The sequence below is a fragment of the Dasania marina DSM 21967 genome, assembly GCF_000373485.1.
Classification (GTDB): Bacteria; Pseudomonadota; Gammaproteobacteria; order Pseudomonadales; family Dasaniaceae; genus Dasania; species Dasania marina.
The window spans coordinates 717491-732700 of record NZ_KB891576.1; the positions used below are offsets into that span (position 1 = coordinate 717491).

The window sequence follows — 15210 nt, forward strand, 5'->3', positions numbered from 1 at the left end:
TAAGGAGCTATAAAATACCAGATTCTTGCATCGCCGCTCGCACGACAGGTTCATACTCTTTGCTCATCACCGTCAGTGGCAAGCGCAGTGTTTCGCCGATTAATCCCATTGCATGTAAGGCCCATTTCACCGGTATGGGATTGGCCTCAACAAACAACTTGTCATGTAGCGGCTGAATTTTTTGATTTATTTGCCTAGCCAGCTCGGCATCGCCTCGTAAGGCCGCCTCACACATCCGCGCCATTTCTGCTGGCGCCACATTGGCGGTGACCGATATATCGCCCTTGCCGCCATTCAGCATTAATTCTAGCGCCGTAGCATCATCACCTGAATACACCGCCAATTGGTCGCCGCAGCGGGCAATAAGTTCAATGCCGCGGGCGACATCACCGGTAGCATCTTTAATGCCGATAATATTGCTAATTCCCGCTAAGCGTAGCACGGTGTCATTTAGCATATCGCAAGCGGTGCGGCCGGGGACGTTATATAAAATCTGGGGGACGGCTACCGCCTCCGCCACTGCTTTGAAGTGCTGATACATGCCCTCTTGGGTAGGCTTGTTGTAATAAGGCGTCACTAATAAACAGGCATCGGCCTTGGCTGCTTTAGCAGACGCGGTCAGCTCTATTGCTTCGCGGGTGCTATTGGCGCCGGTGCCAGCAATAACCGGGATGCGGCCATGGATATGCTCTACGGTATGACGTATCACCTTACAGTGCTCTTGCACATCTAGAGTAGCCGATTCGCCGGTGGTGCCTACCGCTACTATGCCGTGGGTACCCTTCTCTAAATGCATGTCTAGCAAATCGGTTAAAGCCGCCCAGTCAACGTCGCCGTTAGGGGTAAAGGGGGTTACTAGAGCAACAAGACTGCCCGCTATCATACATCTCTCCGAAAGGTCGCACGGGCGCTAGGTAAGCTTTACAAAACGCCAAAATAAAATAAGGGGCTATGGTACTGACAGGCCAGAGCAAGCTCAAGCGAGAAGCGGTAATTTAAGACAATAACTGGTAATTAAAGCCCCTTAGTCGGACTTTTTTGATTAAACTAGTGTCAGCATAACCCAACTAAGCTAACAAAGGAGAGAATCCCATGCATAAACAGCGTTACTTAACTTTGTTTTGTTTACTCATCAGCTGCTGCTTTAGCCTTAACAGCTACGCCCAAGAGTGGCGCAAAGAGCCACTCACTACCAATGATCAAACCTTTATGGCCAAGCAGCGCGACAGCATAGACGAGCTGACCCGGCGTCATTTTGGCCGCCAACTGACTGGTAAAAAAGACAATGACTTTGCCTTGATGCAGCGCCTATTGGACGAAAAAATCATCAAGCCTGAACAAGTCGTTTTATTACAAGCTATGGGTGTCATTCTGGGAAATGTCTTAAAGGAACATGAAGGGCTAAGCTGGGTTATTTATATTGACCGCTATGGTCGCAGTCGCGCCTTGGATGTGCCCGGCAAACGCGATGTGGTATTTCCCATCACCATGATTTCACGACGCTATGAAACCGGCGGTGAGGTCAATATTGAACAGCTATACCAAAAAGCCGTCGCCAGCGTAGCCACGATTAAAAAACAAATTATTGTTTATTAAGCTTTGCCTATTAATAGGCGCGTAGTCGCAATAGCTTAACGGCTGACCCAGCCAGCCGTTAAGCGGTAGTGGCGGTCGCTTTCGGTTTTAATTTATTCAACACCGCGCCGAAAGCCCGCTCCATAAAGCTGCGCTTTTCTAGCACTACCAACTCTATAGTGCCGGCCTGCATACCTTTAACCAACTCTACACAGGTCATCACCGCCTGTTTGATGCCTGCCGTATTTACAAACATATAATTGGAAGTAACCCGGCTATACCAAGCCAGTTTCATCCTATCGCGGCCGCCATCTTCACGCACAAAATCAAACCAAGTACCGAAGGCGATATCTTTCAGCGCGTCTAGCTGCCGCTGCTCAGCAGCTGACAATGTTGATTTTTCCTGCTCAGCCAAAGGTATACGCTTGGCCTTATGCGTCATCTGCACCTGCTGGCGCTGTATCGCGGTTTGCGGCGGCACGGATTCTGCCGCTGGCGTTACTACAGGTTCAGGCTTAGCGTCAGGGGACGTAGGCTGAGCCTTAGCTGTCGGCTTATGATCTTGCACTATAGGGCTGACTACGCTCTTGTCGTCGGTTAGCACCAGCTGGTGGTAGGCCAATTCCTGCGCCTCCCGCAAGCTAATCAGCAAACCTTTAGAGGCGCCAGGGTCGTAGCCCATAGCCAGCAAACCTTCCTTAATAGAGGTTTCAAATTCCTGCTGACGCCTATGAAAGTCTTCTTTATTATCCACCGCTTGCTTTTGCTGTATGCTCCACACCACCGCATCCACCACTTTTAACGCCGACTGCCAGGTGCTGCCTTCGTCGCCGTGACGCAGTAGATTAAAAGCCAAAAAATCGGTCCAGGGTTTTTGCAATATGGCGGCGGCCTGCGGGTGTATTTCGCCGTTATCAAAACGTACTAACACTTCCTCTTCGGCGCGATGACGCGATAATTCCAAACGCTCCATGCCCTGCTGTGATTCGGTGTTGCGCTTCTCCACCATTTTTGAGCGTTTTTCTAGACTCTCTCTAAAGCGTTGAAAGTCTTCTAGCAAGCGATCAAAAATACTGTAATCATCAATAAAACCTTTTAACACCGTTTCTACCACTAAGCGTATTTTCGGCAATACCGTTTTATCATCTTCATCTTTTACCCAACGGCCGCCGACATCCGCCAAACTATTAATTAACACCCTAGCGCTGTGCTCGTAATTATCAATAAAGGTTTTGTCCATTAGGGCTAGTTTGAGATAGGGCGTATGCAAATGACTAAGCAATGATTTAACCGCATCACTCAGGTTTTCATCATCCAATATGTAGCGAAAAATCATGCCCACTAAATCTACCGTATTGGCATCGGCACCGGTCATTTTATGGCGCGATTTGTCATCGCCCTGCTTTAATAATTGCTCTACAACTTTTTTCTCTACTTGCTCGGCAGGCATAGGGCGATTCTGTGATACCGCCTGTAAAATGTCCGTGGACTGCTGCACAGCACTCAGTGCTAAGGCGTAATCCATCTGACCAAAAGCGGCGGCACTACCATCACCATCAGTGGCTATACCTCCCAAACTGACACCACCGGCCGTGTGAGTACGCGGCCCCAACTGGGTTTGTAAGGCTTGTATGGTCGCAAGCATTTTACGCTGATTTTCTATACTGGCAGGGCTTTCGTGGGCATGATCAGGTTCGGGTAAAACGGGAGGCGTTGGCGCGCCACCGTCGGCCTGTTGATGGGCTAAAAATTTAAGATTGGGTAATATGCTCTGGGCTACCAATTGCTCGTTTAACTGTTTGAGCGGCTTTTCAAAACCCAGAATAAACAGCTTACCTAGCTGCTTATAAACGAATAAACGCGCCTTACTCTCCAAACCCAAGGCATTCACTGCTGCCTGTAAGGCCTCACCTACCATGGTAGGCGCAAAGGGATTATCCTCATCGTAAACTGGAGTGCCACTGCGCAGTACCGACAAACGTTTATTCAGTTTCCACAGTGACTCCGAATAGCGACTATTAGACTTAGACACAATTACCGAGATAGCTAAATCATCTTCCAGTTTTTGCGGATTGACTAAGGACAACTCGTTAACAATTTCTTTGGGCGTTTGTGACGCCACCACGCCATCGCGAAAACGCTGGTAACAATCGCTAAGTCGCTGCTGAAAGGCCGCGTGCATGCCCCCAGAGTTATTACGGCAGGCCTGCATAGCTTCATAATAAAAGCGCTGCTCATCATTATTTTTGGCCGCATCTGAGTGCTCAAACAAACTATCAATTAACTTTTTTTCAGCCGCCAGTAATAAATTACTGTAGTAACCATGAGCGTACTCACGGCAGTTGTTCAATAGCTCCATTGGCGCTTATCTCGACGTCTCGTTGTTATTAGTCTTAGTTGCAAATAATAAACGCTATATCATTAGCGCATTAGTTTGTTAAATGTAGCCTATTGTATTGATTTTAGAAGAGAATTTCTCAACTAACAGTTTTTTATAGCCAGCATTCAGGTTTTATCTCTCAACAGCGTCTGGTACAGGCTGGCCAAATGGGGGTCCATTACCACCAAATAGACTTCCACTAGCGTCGACTGACCGCTAGCAAAATACTGTTTTAAAGCTGCGACCGCCTCTGTGCAGGCCAGCTTATGGGGATAGCCATAAGCACCGCAACTAATCGCCGGAAAAGCGATAGTCGTCAAGCCCAACTCATCGGCTAACGCTAGGCTACATTGATAACAGCTGCGTAATAATGCTGCCTCATGCTGCCCTCCCCCCTGCCACACCGGGCCGACCGTATGTATCACATAGCGGCAGGGCAAATCATAGGCCTTAGTCAGTTTGGCCGCGCCGGTTTCACAGCCCCCTAAACCGCGACACTCTGCCAATAACTGCGGCCCGGCTGCTCGGTGTATGGCACCATCCACTCCGCCACCACCGAGCAAGCTGTTATTAGCGGCATTAACGATGGCATCAACCGCCAAGCCGGTAATATCACCTAGCTGTATCACTATATTGGCCATAGTCTCGCTCTAGTCAGTTGCCTGAGGTTCTCTAGCAAGGGGCAGCACTCATTAAAGCCCACAGAGTAGCAGCTTACTACGCTATAGGCGGATTGCCACAACCTATTGAGAGCAGCGTCGCTACAACCTAGCGGCTTAAAACACGAAGCCTTTAGTAGCGGCCAACGTATGCAGGCCTTTAGCGACCCGGCCCAATTGCTGGTGATAACCTCACAACGCGGCGTAACGATACGCTTCCCCCTTAGCGGTTAGCTGCTACTCATAACTCACCCACTCACCACCACCGTTAGGTAATCTTCATTACCGTCAACTATAAGCTATAGTGTAAGAGTTAGCTGACAGCGAGAGGTTGCCATGACCAAAGAGTTTAGTAGTCGCTTACACATACCCAAAGCCCCGTTCCGGCCCGACGAAGAGCCCGACTTTTCCTATCTCGACATACCCAGCCCCGAATCCTCCAGCAAACCTGAGCCCTTAATAGATCCCAACGCCATACGCAACTTGGCCTATGGCTTAGTGCGGGTGCTGGACGACGACCACAAAGCCAAGGGCGAATGGCACCCCCAACTCAGCCCCGATAAGCTGCGCTTGGGCTTAAAACAGATGATGCATGTGCGCGCCTTTGATGACCGCATGTTTGCCATGCAGCGCCAGGGCAAATTATGCTTTTACCTTAAATGCACCGGTGAAGAAGCCGTGGCCGTGGCCCAAGCCATGGCGCTGGATAACGGCGACATGTGCTTCCCCAGCTACCGGCAACAGGGCCTATTATTTGCTCGCGGCTATCCGGTGGTAGACATGATGTGCCAGTGCCTGTCTAACGCCCGCGACAATCTAAAAGGTCGGCAACTACCGGTGCTCTATAGCTGGAAGGAAGGCGGTTTCTTTACCATCTCCGGAAATTTGGCCACCCAATACTGCCAAGCCGTAGGCTGGGCCATGGCCTCCGCCTATAAAGGTGAGGATCATATCGCCGCCACTTGGGTGGGGGACGGCAGCACCGCCGAGGCCGACGTCTATCACGCCCTGCAATTTAGCTCTACCTACCAAGCGCCAGTGATTTTAAACGTGGTTAACAACCAATGGGCTATCTCCACACCGCAATCCTTTGCCTCGGCGGGCACCACTTTTGCCGCCCGCAGCCTAGGCTTTCACATACCCGGCATACGGGTAGACGGCAACGACTTTTTAGCGGTATATGCCGTCACCCAATGGGCCGCCCAGCGCGCCCGCCGCGGTGGCGGCCCCACCTTTATAGAATTATTTACCTACCGCGTAGCCAGTCACTCCACCAGCGACAACCCCGATGCCTATCGCTCCCCCAAAGAGGCCGAATACTGGCCTCTGGGCGACCCCATTACCCGCCTTAAAGAGCACCTCATTACCCTAGGGGAATGGAGCGAAGATCAGCACCAGGCACTGCAACAAGAACTCAAGGATAGCATCACCGCCGACTGGCAGGAGGCGCTATCTTACGGTTCACTAGAGGAGGGCCCGCACTGGCCACTGAGCTCTATGTTTGATGATGTATTTAAAGAATTGCCCGAGCATTTGCAAAGACAACGTCAAAAAATGGAACACGGCCATGGCTAGAATGAATATGGTGCAGGCCATTAACTCGGCCCTAGATATTAAAATGTCGCAAGACCCTGCCGTACTGGTGATGGGCGAAGACGTGGGCTTTTTTGGCGGCGTGTTTCGCTGCACCGAAGGCCTATATCAAAAACACGGCCCCCATCGCTCGCTGGATATGCCCATAGCCGAGGGCGGTATTATCGCCACCGCCATAGGCATGGGGGTTAACGGCTTGCGGCCGGTGGTAGAGATACAGTTTGCCGATTACATCTACCCCGCCTTCGACCAAATTGTTAGCGAGCTGGCCCGCCTGCGCCACCGCAGCGGCGGCGAATTTTGGGCACCGGTAACCATACGCACCCCCTGCGGTGGCGGCATACGCGGCGGCCAAACCCACTCGCAAAGCCCCGAGGGTATATTCACCCATGTTTGCGGTTTAAAAACCGTGATGCCCTCCAACCCCTACGATGCCAAGGGCTTATTAATCAGCGCCATAGAAGATGACGACCCAGTGTTATTTTTTGAGCCTAAGCGCATTTACAACGGCCCCTTTGACGGCGACCACAACAAGCCCTCGGTAAGCTGGGCCAGCCATCCACTAGGGGAGGTGCCCGAAGAGCATTACCGTATTCCTATAGGCCAAGCCACCATTAGCCAGGCCGGCAACGACGTGACCGTACTAGCCTACGGCACCATGGTGCATGTGGCCGCCGCCGCCATAAAACACAGCGGCATAGACGCTGAACTCATAGACCTGCGCAGCTTAGTACCACTGGACTTAACCACCATAGTCAACTCGGTGGAAAAAACCGGCCGCTGCGTGGTGATACACGAGGCCACCCGCACCGGCGGCTACGGCGCCGAATTGGTAGCCGAGGTGCAAGAGGAATGCTTTTGGCATTTACTGGCGCCGATAGAGCGCGTTACCGGCTGGGACACCCCCTACCCCCACGCCTTTGAGTGGGAGTACTTCCCCAGCCAGGAGCGCATCATAGAGGCGCTGCAACGTACGCTGGAAAATCGCTAACCCCGCCAGCTCAATAGGAGGCTCTGCTTATGAGTGAATTTAGTTTCAAACTCCCTGACTTAGGCGAAGGCATCGTGGAGTCTGAAATCGTGGCCTGGCATATCGCGGTGGGTGATGAGGTTGCCCAAGATCAACACATCGCCGACGTACAAACCGACAAGGCGGTCATAGAAGCCACCTCGCCTATTAGCGGCCGAGTATTAAAGCTGGGCTGCAGCGCCGGTGAAGTGTTAGCAGTAGGCAGCGAGTTAATTTTATTTGAGACCAATACCACTTTTCAAAACCAAGCTACTAGCAGCCAACCCGCAACCGCAACATCATCCGTCGCAACCAACAAAACCGCAGCAGCAGCGCCAACAGCCAGCAACAATGACGCACAAAAAAATACCCGGCCAACAAGCGCCGCCGATAACACAGAAACTGCAGACAGCGGCGTGTTAACCTCGCCCTCGGTGCGCTTACGAGCACGGCAACACAATATCGATTTGCGAAAAATTAGCGGCAGCGGTCCCAAAGGACGCATCAACCACAGTGATTTAGATAATTTAATACCTAGCACGCATAACGAGGATAAATCCGGTAACAATACCGGCAACAGCAGCAGTAATACGTCCAACAACAGCAAGCAAAAGTCAGCTACCAATGCTAACAACCCTAGCGACAATAGCCAAAAAAATACCGGCGATAAACGCTACACCCTCAGCGGCACTAGACGCATAATTGCCAAAAAATTACAGCAAGCAGCGCAACAAATACCACACTATTCCTATGTAGAAGAAGTAGACGTCACTGCACTGGAACAACTGCGCGAACAACTCAACCAACAACGCAGCAGCGAACAAAACAAGCTCACTTTATTACCTTTTATTATTCAAGCACTGGTACAGGCATTGCCGCAATTCCCTCATTGCAACGCCCACTTTAATAACGACAATAACGAAGTCACCGAATATAAAGCGGTGCATGTAGGCATAGCCACCATGACCGATAAAGGCTTAGTGGTGCCGGTATTGCGCGACTGCGAACACAGCGAACTATGGCAATGCGCCGCCGCTATAGAACAACTCGCCAGCGCCGCTAGACATCACCGCCTTAGCCCACAGCAGCTTAGCGGCTCCACCATCACCCTTACCAGCTTGGGTAAACTGGGCGGCATCGCCGCCACCCCCATTATCAACGCGCCGGAAACCTGCATTATAGGTATTAATAAAATTCAGCGGCGGCCCGTGGTGATAGGTGAAGCTATCGCGATACGCTCCATCATGAATTTATCGGCGTCATTTGATCACCGAGTGGTGGATGGTTTTGACGGCGCCAGCCTGATACAGGCAATTAAAAAATTATTGGAGCAACCGCAATTGTTAAGCAATAATGAACCCATCTAACTCTCACAATAACGAAAAAAAAGACATGGACACTAGGCAGGAAATGGTTAACCACGCCCGCAGCTATGTGCTTAGCGTTTGCGCATTAGTAGGTGTAGGCGAAATTGTCACCTTCGCTAATATGGAAAAATTCCCTTTACTGAGTTTCTCAGCCGTCGCCTTTGGCTTAGCGATAGTGATAGCCGTGGTGCATTTAGGGGTATTGTGGTGGCAGGCGCTATACCAGCCTTTTATAGGGAAAAAGCCGCTAAAGTTTTTTAGCGGCCGGGTGCGAGGGGAGTTTTCATTATTGGTTTTTATTGTATTAATAGCGGCGGGATTATTGCCGGTTATTTACTATGCCGCGGCTACCGCTACAGGCTAAATTCTAAACGCGGCCCCACCATGTTAAAACCGTTGCGCTGATAAAAATCGACTGTACGCTGGCAGCGCGGCACATCGGGTGCACCCACTTCCAATACAGCCCAACCTTTCTCCTTGGCAAAACGTTTAGCCCTAGCCATTAATTGCTCGCCAACTTTTTGCGAACGGTAATCGGGGCGCACATACATCTCGGCAATCTCACCAAATTCACCACCCGCATAAATCGCCACACAGCGGCTGAGGTTAAGCATGCCTATCACTTGTTCCTGTTCATTAAACGCGAGTAGCGACCACACGCCGCCATCGGGGCGCAGGGTTTGAAAGGCCGCTTGCTGCAACTTTGCCACAGGAAAGCTCGCTACGTCGGCGGGGAATAGCTCCAATAATAAATCGTAAACACCTTGCGCCACCAAATCACTTTGATCAATACGCGCCAACTGAATATTCAACATATAAGCTCCCTGCTATTCGCACTACACACCCATGCTACTCAGCTTCACCATAATATCTTTTAATACGCCGGTTAAAAGGGGGTGCTCAGCCTCAAAGGCCGTGGCTAGCTCATCCACTTGCTCGGATAGGGTATCGCTGTGCTCTTCACCCTCTAATTCATCTAGGCGTATTTCTATATTATCGATTAAGCCCTCTAGGGCATCCTGCTCCTGCTCGCTGAGGTCTTTGTCGTTAATGTAGCTATTGAGTTGCTCTATGTACTCTTTTAACTGCTTTTTTGCCACTTGCTGTCTCCATAAATACTATTAATTTATTCGCTATAGCATAGCACTAGTCGCTGCTATAAAAGCCATAATTAAAAAATGCTTAAGCAATAGTTAAACAAAAGCCACAAAAAGTAAAACGCCTCTTGAGTAAATCACGCTATACTTGCCCCACATTAAATTTTGACTGGAATTTGCATTATTTATGGCCGGATTACTGTCACGTCTTAAAGCTGTCTTTAACAGTGTCCCCGCTGCCCACCACGCAGGTAATGACACCATAGAAATTACCCAGCCCTCAAATTTCAGTATGGCCTCTATCTCTGCCAGCTTTTATCGCAGCCTATTTGGCAAGGCCGAGCAGGTAGACAGCCTTAGCGTGCCGCAAAAGCTGATTTTAGACGTGGTCACTCAGGACATGAGCCAACAGACTAGACGGCTGAAGGCGGTACCTAGGTTACCCTCGGTGATACCTAAACTATTGCAAAGCCTGCGTAATAAAAACTCCTCCTCTAAAGACTACGTCAATATTATTAACAAAGACCCGGTCATGACTGCAGCGGTGTTAAAGCTGGCCAATAGCGTTTACTTCAACCCCATTATTAAGCGCATCACCAGCATCGAAATTGCCGTGGTGAAGTTAGGCATAGATGGCCTGCGCACGGTATTGTCTGCAGCGGTCATGCAGCCGGTGATAGAGCGCAAGTCGCCCTACTTCGCTAACTTTGGCCACAAGCTTTGGCAGCACTCGCTGTCCTGCGCGGTGGCCTGTGAAATTATTGCCCGTCAGCGCGGCCTAGAGCCCTATAAAGCCTACTTATTGGGGCTGGTACACGACATGGGCAAAATCACCTTATTTTGTGAGCTGTGCACCCAATTTAAAATTAATAGCCACCAAATGGATAAGGTACTACCCAGCTACGCCACCTTCGCGCCACTGATGGAAACCCTGTCACCGATGCTGAGTTACAGCATAGCCAAAGACTGGGAGTTGCCGGAAGAAATATGCTCAGCCCTGCATCAACAGGTAGACCTCAGCCCCGGTGACAAAGTAGGCGCCTATGCCCACCTGCTGTTTCAAGCCAACTTGGCCTGCGAAATGCATTTCACTTTAAAAGAAGCCCCCGAAGAGGACAGAGATATTTTGGAGCGCGCCTCGCAAAAAGCGCTGTCAGAAATGGCCCTGCCGAAAAACCTATTTAAGCAGTTGGATTCAATAGAGCAGCAAATCACCGCTTAACAGTAACTCTGTTAGCAGGCACTCACTTACCTGCTAACAGCTATATGAAAGCTTAAACCAAACGCCCCGCCTGGTAATCCGCTATCGCCTGCTCTATCTCCTCGGTGCTATTCATCACAAACGGGCCATGCTGGGCAATGGGTTCTTTAAGTGGCTTGCCGGCCACTATCAAGGCACTTAAACCCTGACCCCCCGCATGCAACTGTAAGCCTTCACCATCCCCATATAAGCCCAGCTGCCTAGTCGCCAGCGCCATCCCTTCAACCTCTACCGCGCCGCCTTCATACACATACACAGCCAAGTTGTGGCCTGCTGGTATGGCGGCCTGCCACTGCGCGCCGGGGGCTAATTGCAAATCCCAATACAGCGCCTCGGTAGTACCCTGAGGAATGGGGCTGGCTACCGGCTTAGCATTAACCTCTGGCCCGGCGCTACGCTGATTACCAGAGACTGGCGAGTAAGTACCCGCTATCACCTTAATCGCGCTGCCATCGCCTAATTCAAACACAGGTAGCTGCTCGCTGGCGTAATCAGCATAGGCCGCTGGTAGCATTTTTTCAGCGGCAGGCAGATTTAACCACAGCTGAAAACCGTGCAGCAAGCCCTCGCTTTGCTCGGGCATTTCGGAGTGTATAACCCCGCGCGCCGCCGTCATCCACTGCACATCGCCAGCGGCTAATAGGCCTTCATTGCCCATATGATCTTTGTGACGCATTAGCCCCTGCTTCATATAGGTTATGGTTTCAAAGCCCCTGTGAGGATGCGAAGGGAAGCCGCCGATATAGTCAGCGCCGTCCTCTGAACGTATCTCATCTATCATCAAGAAAGGGTCCATGGCCCTATTCAAATCACGCCCGGCAAGGCGCTGTATTCTCACCCCTGCGCCATCGGATGAGGCTTGCGCTTGCACAATGCGCTTCAATTTTCGTAGCTTCATATTCAATACTCCTCTAGCACCTAATCTAATATCGCCGCCGCCTAACTCAATAACGCTCTATCGTGGGGCTGCATAAAGTCATGCTCTTGCCCCAAGGGCACTATGCCGGTGGGGTTAATACTGTGATGGCTGCGATAATAGTGCTGCTTGATATGCTGCATATCCACCGTTGCCGCCACCCCAGGCTGCTGGTATAAATCGCGTACATAGCCCGACAAGTTAGGGTAATCGGCTATACGCTGCTGATTGGTTTTAAAGTGGCCAAAGTACACCGCATCAAAACGCAGCAGCGTGGTAAACAAGCGCCAATCTGCGTCGGTTATGCCCGCGCCCACTAAGTAGCGTTGCTGAGCTAACTGCTGCTCTAGCTTTCCTAGCATGGTAAACAGTTCGGTATAAGCCTTCTCATACGCGTCTTGACTAGTGGCAAAACCCGCCCGGTAAACGCCGTTATTAACCGCGGGATAGATGGCCTCATTCCAAGCGTCTATCTCTGCCCGTTGCGCCTCTGGGTAGTAATCCACGGTATTGCCCGTTAGCTGATTAAAGGCATTGTTAAACATGCGAATAATCTCGGAAGACTCGTTGTTGACTATCGTTTGTCGCTGCTTATCCCACAACACCGGCACGGTAACGCGGCTGCTAATGGCAGGGTCTACCCGAGTATAAAGCTGATGCAAATACTGATAACTGTAAGTGTTGTCGTCAGCCTCTGCTCCCTGCTGAAATACCCAACCATGCTCGGCCATTAACGGGTCGACTACGGTTACCCCTATATAGTCCTGCAGGCCCTTGACCGCACGAAAAATCAAGGTGCGATGTGCCCAAGGGCAAGCCAGCGACACATAGAGGTGATAGCGCCCCTTTTCAGCCTTAAACCCGCCATCACCATCAGGGCCAGCATCGCCAGTGGGTGTAATCCAGTGCCTAAATGCACTAGCTTGACGTACAAACTCGCCTTTCGAGGCTGCAGTGTCATACCACTGGTCTTGCCACTGCCCTTCAATTAATAAACCCATGACGCGCTCCTTAGGCTTTACGATTGATAATAGCGACAAGCAAATTATCAGCAGCTAAACGGCCGCCACCTTGTACGGCCAGCGCCACGCTCATACCCAGTAGTGCCAAAGCGTACTCATAACCACCATTGCTGATGAAAAAACCTGATGCAAGATGAGCCATAACAATAGCTACTAACATAGTCATCGCTAACATCGTGGCCGCTGGCCTAACCAGCAAACCAAACAACAAGGCTAGGCCGCCAAAAAACTCGGCACTACCAGCCATTAACGCCATTAGATAGCCCGGTTCCATGCCTATAGAGGCCATGTATTGGCCGGTGCCCTCTAAGCCATAACCACCAAACCAAGCAAACAGCTTTTGCGCACCATGAGCCACAAAAATAGCGCCTGCAGGTAGGCGTAAGGCTAAAGCGGCATAACTTTGATTGCTGCTTAATAAGGATTTCAGTTGTAAAGCTGACATAGTATTCTCCAAAAACATTCAGTTAATTTAATACGATAAAAACAGTATAAGCTTGCCGATAAATTAAAAAAGCGATATAAACTGATTAATTCAGTCAATTTATTTGAACAATAAAAGGATAGCCGTGAGAAGCTTGATTAGCTTAGAGGCCATAGAGGTGTTAGACGCCATACAGCGCAAGGGCAGCTATGCCGCAGCAGCCAGTCATCTCAACAAAGTGCCTTCTGCACTGTCTTATACGGTGCAAAAGCTAGAGCAGGATTTAGCCGTCACCCTATTTCAAAAACAGGGCCGCCGCTCGGTATTAACCAGCGCCGGCGAGCATTTGCTAGAACAGGGACGCAAGCTGCTATTGGCCGCCGAACAACTTAGTCACAGCACCCAGCAAGTAGCTTCGGGTTGGGAGCCACGGCTGCGTATAGCCTGTGACACGGCAGTGCCCAGTAGCTGGCTATACCCCTTGTTAGATAAACTCTACCAATTGCAAACTAATATCATCATAGAGCTGAGCGAAGAAGTACTGGGGGGCACCTGGGAGGCGCTAATAGAAAACCGTGTCGACCTAATTGTGGGGGCGGTTAACCGGCCTCCCGGGCACCAAGGCATACGCTGCTTGGAATGGTTTGACTCTGACATGTGCTTTGTTGCCAACCCGCAGCACCCCATTATGCAAGCACAGCAACCGCTTAGCGCAGATAGCCTCAACCTACACCGCTCGGTGATAGTGCGCGATTCCTCTCGAAACCTACCCACGCTCAACTACGGCATACTCAACCGTCGGCAATATATGTATGTCGCCAGCATGGCCGAAAAAATTAATGCGCAACGCAACGGCTTAGGGGTAGGCTTGGCGCCACGCTTTCGGGTAGCCGAGAGTTTGGCGCTAGGGGAGCTGGTAGAGCTGCAACTAGAGCAGCCTCCCGCGCCCTCTCCTCTGCATATAGCCTGGAAAACCGCTAACCGCGGCCAAGCCCTGCAATGGCTGGTAGAACAGCTGCAACAACTGCAGCCTTGCCACTCACCAGGGCAAAACCTCGCCATTGGCGTGCCAAAACGTACCGGTATTTTGAAGATTTAACGCATCCACTCTAGCAATCAAGCGCCCTGCAGCATCCTCTGGGGCAACCTCACCGCCAAAGCCCACCATTTCGGTTTGTACATAGCCGGGGTGTAAAATCGCCACCGCTATGCCGCGGTTTTTTAAATCCTGTGCTAAAGACACACTAGCCGCATTTAAGGCCGCCTTAGACATGCGGTAGCCGTACTGACCACCGGAACCGTTATCCGCCATAGAGCCCATACGGCTGGTGACCATGGCAATTTTTGAGCCTTCGCCTAGGTTGCCCAGCAGGGCATGGGTTAAACGCAACGGCCCCATGGCATTAACTTCAAATTGGCGCGCCACATCATCAAAACACAGCGTCTCTAAACTTTGACTAACCAAAATACCGGCGTTATTAAACAGTACATCTAAACGGCGGCCTTGCAACTTTTTCGCCAGCGCCGCTATCGACTCCGCCTCGGTGACATCTATGCCTGCCATCACCTCCACCCCCAGTGCGTCTAGCTCGGCTGAACTCTGACGGCAGACTGCGATCACCTCATCGCCACGCTGCTTAAAAAGAGTGCTTAGTGCATAACCTATGCCGCGGTTAGCGCCGGTAATTAATACGGTTGCCATAATCAAGTTACTCGCTGTTATTCATACTATTGTTAAGGCTGCTGTTAGTACTGTTGATACGGTTACAGCTACTGTAATAAATGCTGTCGCTGCATAAAGCTAGAACCTAACGATAGACCTTTTAAAACCCTAAGACTAGCGCTGTATTGCTACGCTAAAATCACCACAAGTGACGCATACTAGCTCTAATTAAATTTTAGCCACA

The 15210-nt window shown here is 50.7% G+C and carries 17 protein-coding genes; 8 read left to right on the forward strand and 9 right to left on the reverse strand.

The features are described from left to right. Positions 1 to 7: 7 nt before the first annotated feature. Positions 8 to 883: a 4-hydroxy-tetrahydrodipicolinate synthase gene (gene dapA / locus B067_RS0107810; protein WP_019529522.1), complete on the reverse strand. Its 876-nt coding sequence runs from the start codon at positions 881 to 883 to the stop codon at positions 8 to 10. A 209-nt stretch (positions 884 to 1092) separates the two neighbouring features. Between dapA and B067_RS0107815 the strand changes: the two genes are divergently transcribed. After that, the gene (locus B067_RS0107815) at positions 1093 to 1596 is read left to right on the forward strand and encodes a DUF3806 domain-containing protein (RefSeq protein WP_019529523.1); all 504 of its coding nucleotides are present in this window, start codon (positions 1093 to 1095) and stop codon (positions 1594 to 1596) included. 58 nt (positions 1597 to 1654) lie between these two features. Here the strand turns inward: B067_RS0107815 and B067_RS0107820 are convergent, their stop codons facing one another. Both B067_RS0107820 and B067_RS0107825 read right to left on the reverse strand, forming a co-directional pair. Then, a complete protein-coding gene (locus B067_RS0107820) occupies positions 1655 to 3934 on the reverse strand; it encodes a DUF1631 family protein (RefSeq protein ID WP_019529524.1) in 2280 nt (759 codons plus the stop codon). A 146-nt stretch (positions 3935 to 4080) separates the two neighbouring features. Further along, positions 4081 to 4596: an O-acetyl-ADP-ribose deacetylase gene (locus B067_RS0107825; protein WP_019529525.1), complete on the reverse strand. Its 516-nt coding sequence runs from the start codon at positions 4594 to 4596 to the stop codon at positions 4081 to 4083. Positions 4597 to 4701: 105 nt separating this feature from the next. Between B067_RS0107825 and B067_RS21800 the strand changes: the two genes are divergently transcribed. From B067_RS21800 to B067_RS0107850, 5 genes are all read left to right on the forward strand, one after another. Then, positions 4702 to 4848: a hypothetical protein gene (locus tag B067_RS21800; RefSeq protein ID WP_019529526.1), complete on the forward strand. Its 147-nt coding sequence runs from the start codon at positions 4702 to 4704 to the stop codon at positions 4846 to 4848. Positions 4849 to 4950: 102 nt separating this feature from the next. After that, the gene (locus B067_RS0107835) at positions 4951 to 6189 is read left to right on the forward strand and encodes a thiamine pyrophosphate-dependent enzyme (RefSeq protein WP_019529527.1); all 1239 of its coding nucleotides are present in this window, start codon (positions 4951 to 4953) and stop codon (positions 6187 to 6189) included. Beyond that, positions 6182 to 7198 carry an alpha-ketoacid dehydrogenase subunit beta gene (locus B067_RS0107840; RefSeq protein WP_026244514.1) on the forward strand — a complete coding sequence of 339 codons (1017 nt, stop codon included), beginning with the start codon at positions 6182 to 6184 and terminating at the stop codon, positions 7196 to 7198. The genes B067_RS0107835 and B067_RS0107840 overlap by 8 nt, the downstream gene beginning before the upstream one ends. 29 nt (positions 7199 to 7227) lie before the next feature. Further along, positions 7228 to 8583: a dihydrolipoamide acetyltransferase family protein gene (locus B067_RS0107845; RefSeq protein WP_019529529.1), complete on the forward strand. Its 1356-nt coding sequence runs from the start codon at positions 7228 to 7230 to the stop codon at positions 8581 to 8583. Next, on the forward strand, positions 8570 to 8947 hold the full coding sequence (locus tag B067_RS0107850) for a hypothetical protein (RefSeq protein ID WP_019529530.1): 378 nt from the start codon (positions 8570 to 8572) through the stop codon (positions 8945 to 8947). The genes B067_RS0107845 and B067_RS0107850 overlap by 14 nt, the downstream gene beginning before the upstream one ends. Here the strand turns inward: B067_RS0107850 and B067_RS0107855 are convergent. Then, positions 8937 to 9398: a GNAT family N-acetyltransferase gene (locus tag B067_RS0107855; RefSeq protein ID WP_019529531.1), complete on the reverse strand. Its 462-nt coding sequence runs from the start codon at positions 9396 to 9398 to the stop codon at positions 8937 to 8939. The genes B067_RS0107850 and B067_RS0107855 overlap by 11 nt on opposite strands. 21 nt (positions 9399 to 9419) lie before the next feature. Further along, positions 9420 to 9683 (reverse strand): DUF4404 family protein, encoded by a 264-nt coding sequence (locus B067_RS0107860; RefSeq protein ID WP_019529532.1) that lies wholly within the window; start codon positions 9681 to 9683, stop codon positions 9420 to 9422. Positions 9684 to 9867: 184 nt separating this feature from the next. Between B067_RS0107860 and B067_RS0107865 the strand changes: the two genes are divergently transcribed. After that, positions 9868 to 10902: an HDOD domain-containing protein gene (locus B067_RS0107865; protein ID WP_019529533.1), complete on the forward strand. Its 1035-nt coding sequence runs from the start codon at positions 9868 to 9870 to the stop codon at positions 10900 to 10902. 52 nt (positions 10903 to 10954) lie between these two features. On the opposite strand, the gene B067_RS0107870 is transcribed toward B067_RS0107865, so the two are convergent. Genes B067_RS0107870 through B067_RS0107880 form a run of 3 tightly spaced genes read right to left on the reverse strand, consistent with a single transcriptional unit; the run spans position 10955 to position 13324 of the window. Then, entirely contained in the window at positions 10955 to 11839 is an 885-nt protein-coding gene (locus tag B067_RS0107870) for a pirin family protein (protein ID WP_019529534.1), read from the reverse strand. Positions 11840 to 11880: 41 nt separating this feature from the next. Beyond that, positions 11881 to 12858, reverse strand: coding sequence for a glutathione S-transferase family protein (locus B067_RS0107875; RefSeq protein ID WP_019529535.1), 978 nt, complete (start codon positions 12856 to 12858; stop codon positions 11881 to 11883). 10 nt (positions 12859 to 12868) lie between these two features. Then, positions 12869 to 13324 (reverse strand): DoxX family protein, encoded by a 456-nt coding sequence (locus B067_RS0107880; protein ID WP_019529536.1) that lies wholly within the window; start codon positions 13322 to 13324, stop codon positions 12869 to 12871. Between the two features lie 124 nt (positions 13325 to 13448). Here B067_RS0107880 and B067_RS19925 point away from each other — a divergent pair, with 124 nt between their 5' ends. Further along, a complete protein-coding gene (locus B067_RS19925) occupies positions 13449 to 14402 on the forward strand; it encodes a LysR substrate-binding domain-containing protein (protein ID WP_156820779.1) in 954 nt (317 codons plus the stop codon). On the opposite strand, the gene B067_RS0107890 is transcribed toward B067_RS19925, so the two are convergent. After that, a complete protein-coding gene (locus tag B067_RS0107890; RefSeq protein ID WP_019529538.1) occupies positions 14343 to 15005 on the reverse strand; it encodes an SDR family oxidoreductase in 663 nt (220 codons plus the stop codon). The two genes, B067_RS19925 and B067_RS0107890, sit on opposite strands and share 60 nt — an antisense overlap. Positions 15006 to 15210 lie beyond the last annotated feature (205 nt).

Coding starts and splice junctions, on each gene's coding strand:
- B067_RS0107870 (WP_019529534.1), bottom strand. CDS start 11,839: ATGAAGCTACGAAAATTGAAGCGCATTGTGCAAGCGCAAGCCTCATCC.
- B067_RS0107890 (WP_019529538.1), bottom strand. CDS start 15,005: ATGGCAACCGTATTAATTACCGGCGCTAACCGCGGCATAGGTTATGCA.
- B067_RS0107815 (WP_019529523.1), top strand. CDS start 1,093: ATGCATAAACAGCGTTACTTAACTTTGTTTTGTTTACTCATCAGCTGC.
- B067_RS0107820 (WP_019529524.1), bottom strand. CDS start 3,934: ATGGAGCTATTGAACAACTGCCGTGAGTACGCTCATGGTTACTACAGT.
- B067_RS0107875 (WP_019529535.1), bottom strand. CDS start 12,858: ATGGGTTTATTAATTGAAGGGCAGTGGCAAGACCAGTGGTATGACACT.
- B067_RS0107855 (WP_019529531.1), bottom strand. CDS start 9,398: ATGTTGAATATTCAGTTGGCGCGTATTGATCAAAGTGATTTGGTGGCG.
- B067_RS0107880 (WP_019529536.1), bottom strand. CDS start 13,324: ATGTCAGCTTTACAACTGAAATCCTTATTAAGCAGCAATCAAAGTTAT.
- B067_RS0107850 (WP_019529530.1), top strand. CDS start 8,570: ATGAACCCATCTAACTCTCACAATAACGAAAAAAAAGACATGGACACT.
- B067_RS0107840 (WP_026244514.1), top strand. CDS start 6,182: ATGGCTAGAATGAATATGGTGCAGGCCATTAACTCGGCCCTAGATATT.
- B067_RS0107825 (WP_019529525.1), bottom strand. CDS start 4,596: ATGGCCAATATAGTGATACAGCTAGGTGATATTACCGGCTTGGCGGTT.
- B067_RS0107835 (WP_019529527.1), top strand. CDS start 4,951: ATGACCAAAGAGTTTAGTAGTCGCTTACACATACCCAAAGCCCCGTTC.
- B067_RS0107845 (WP_019529529.1), top strand. CDS start 7,228: ATGAGTGAATTTAGTTTCAAACTCCCTGACTTAGGCGAAGGCATCGTG.
- B067_RS0107865 (WP_019529533.1), top strand. CDS start 9,868: ATGGCCGGATTACTGTCACGTCTTAAAGCTGTCTTTAACAGTGTCCCC.
- dapA (WP_019529522.1), bottom strand. CDS start 883: ATGATAGCGGGCAGTCTTGTTGCTCTAGTAACCCCCTTTACCCCTAAC.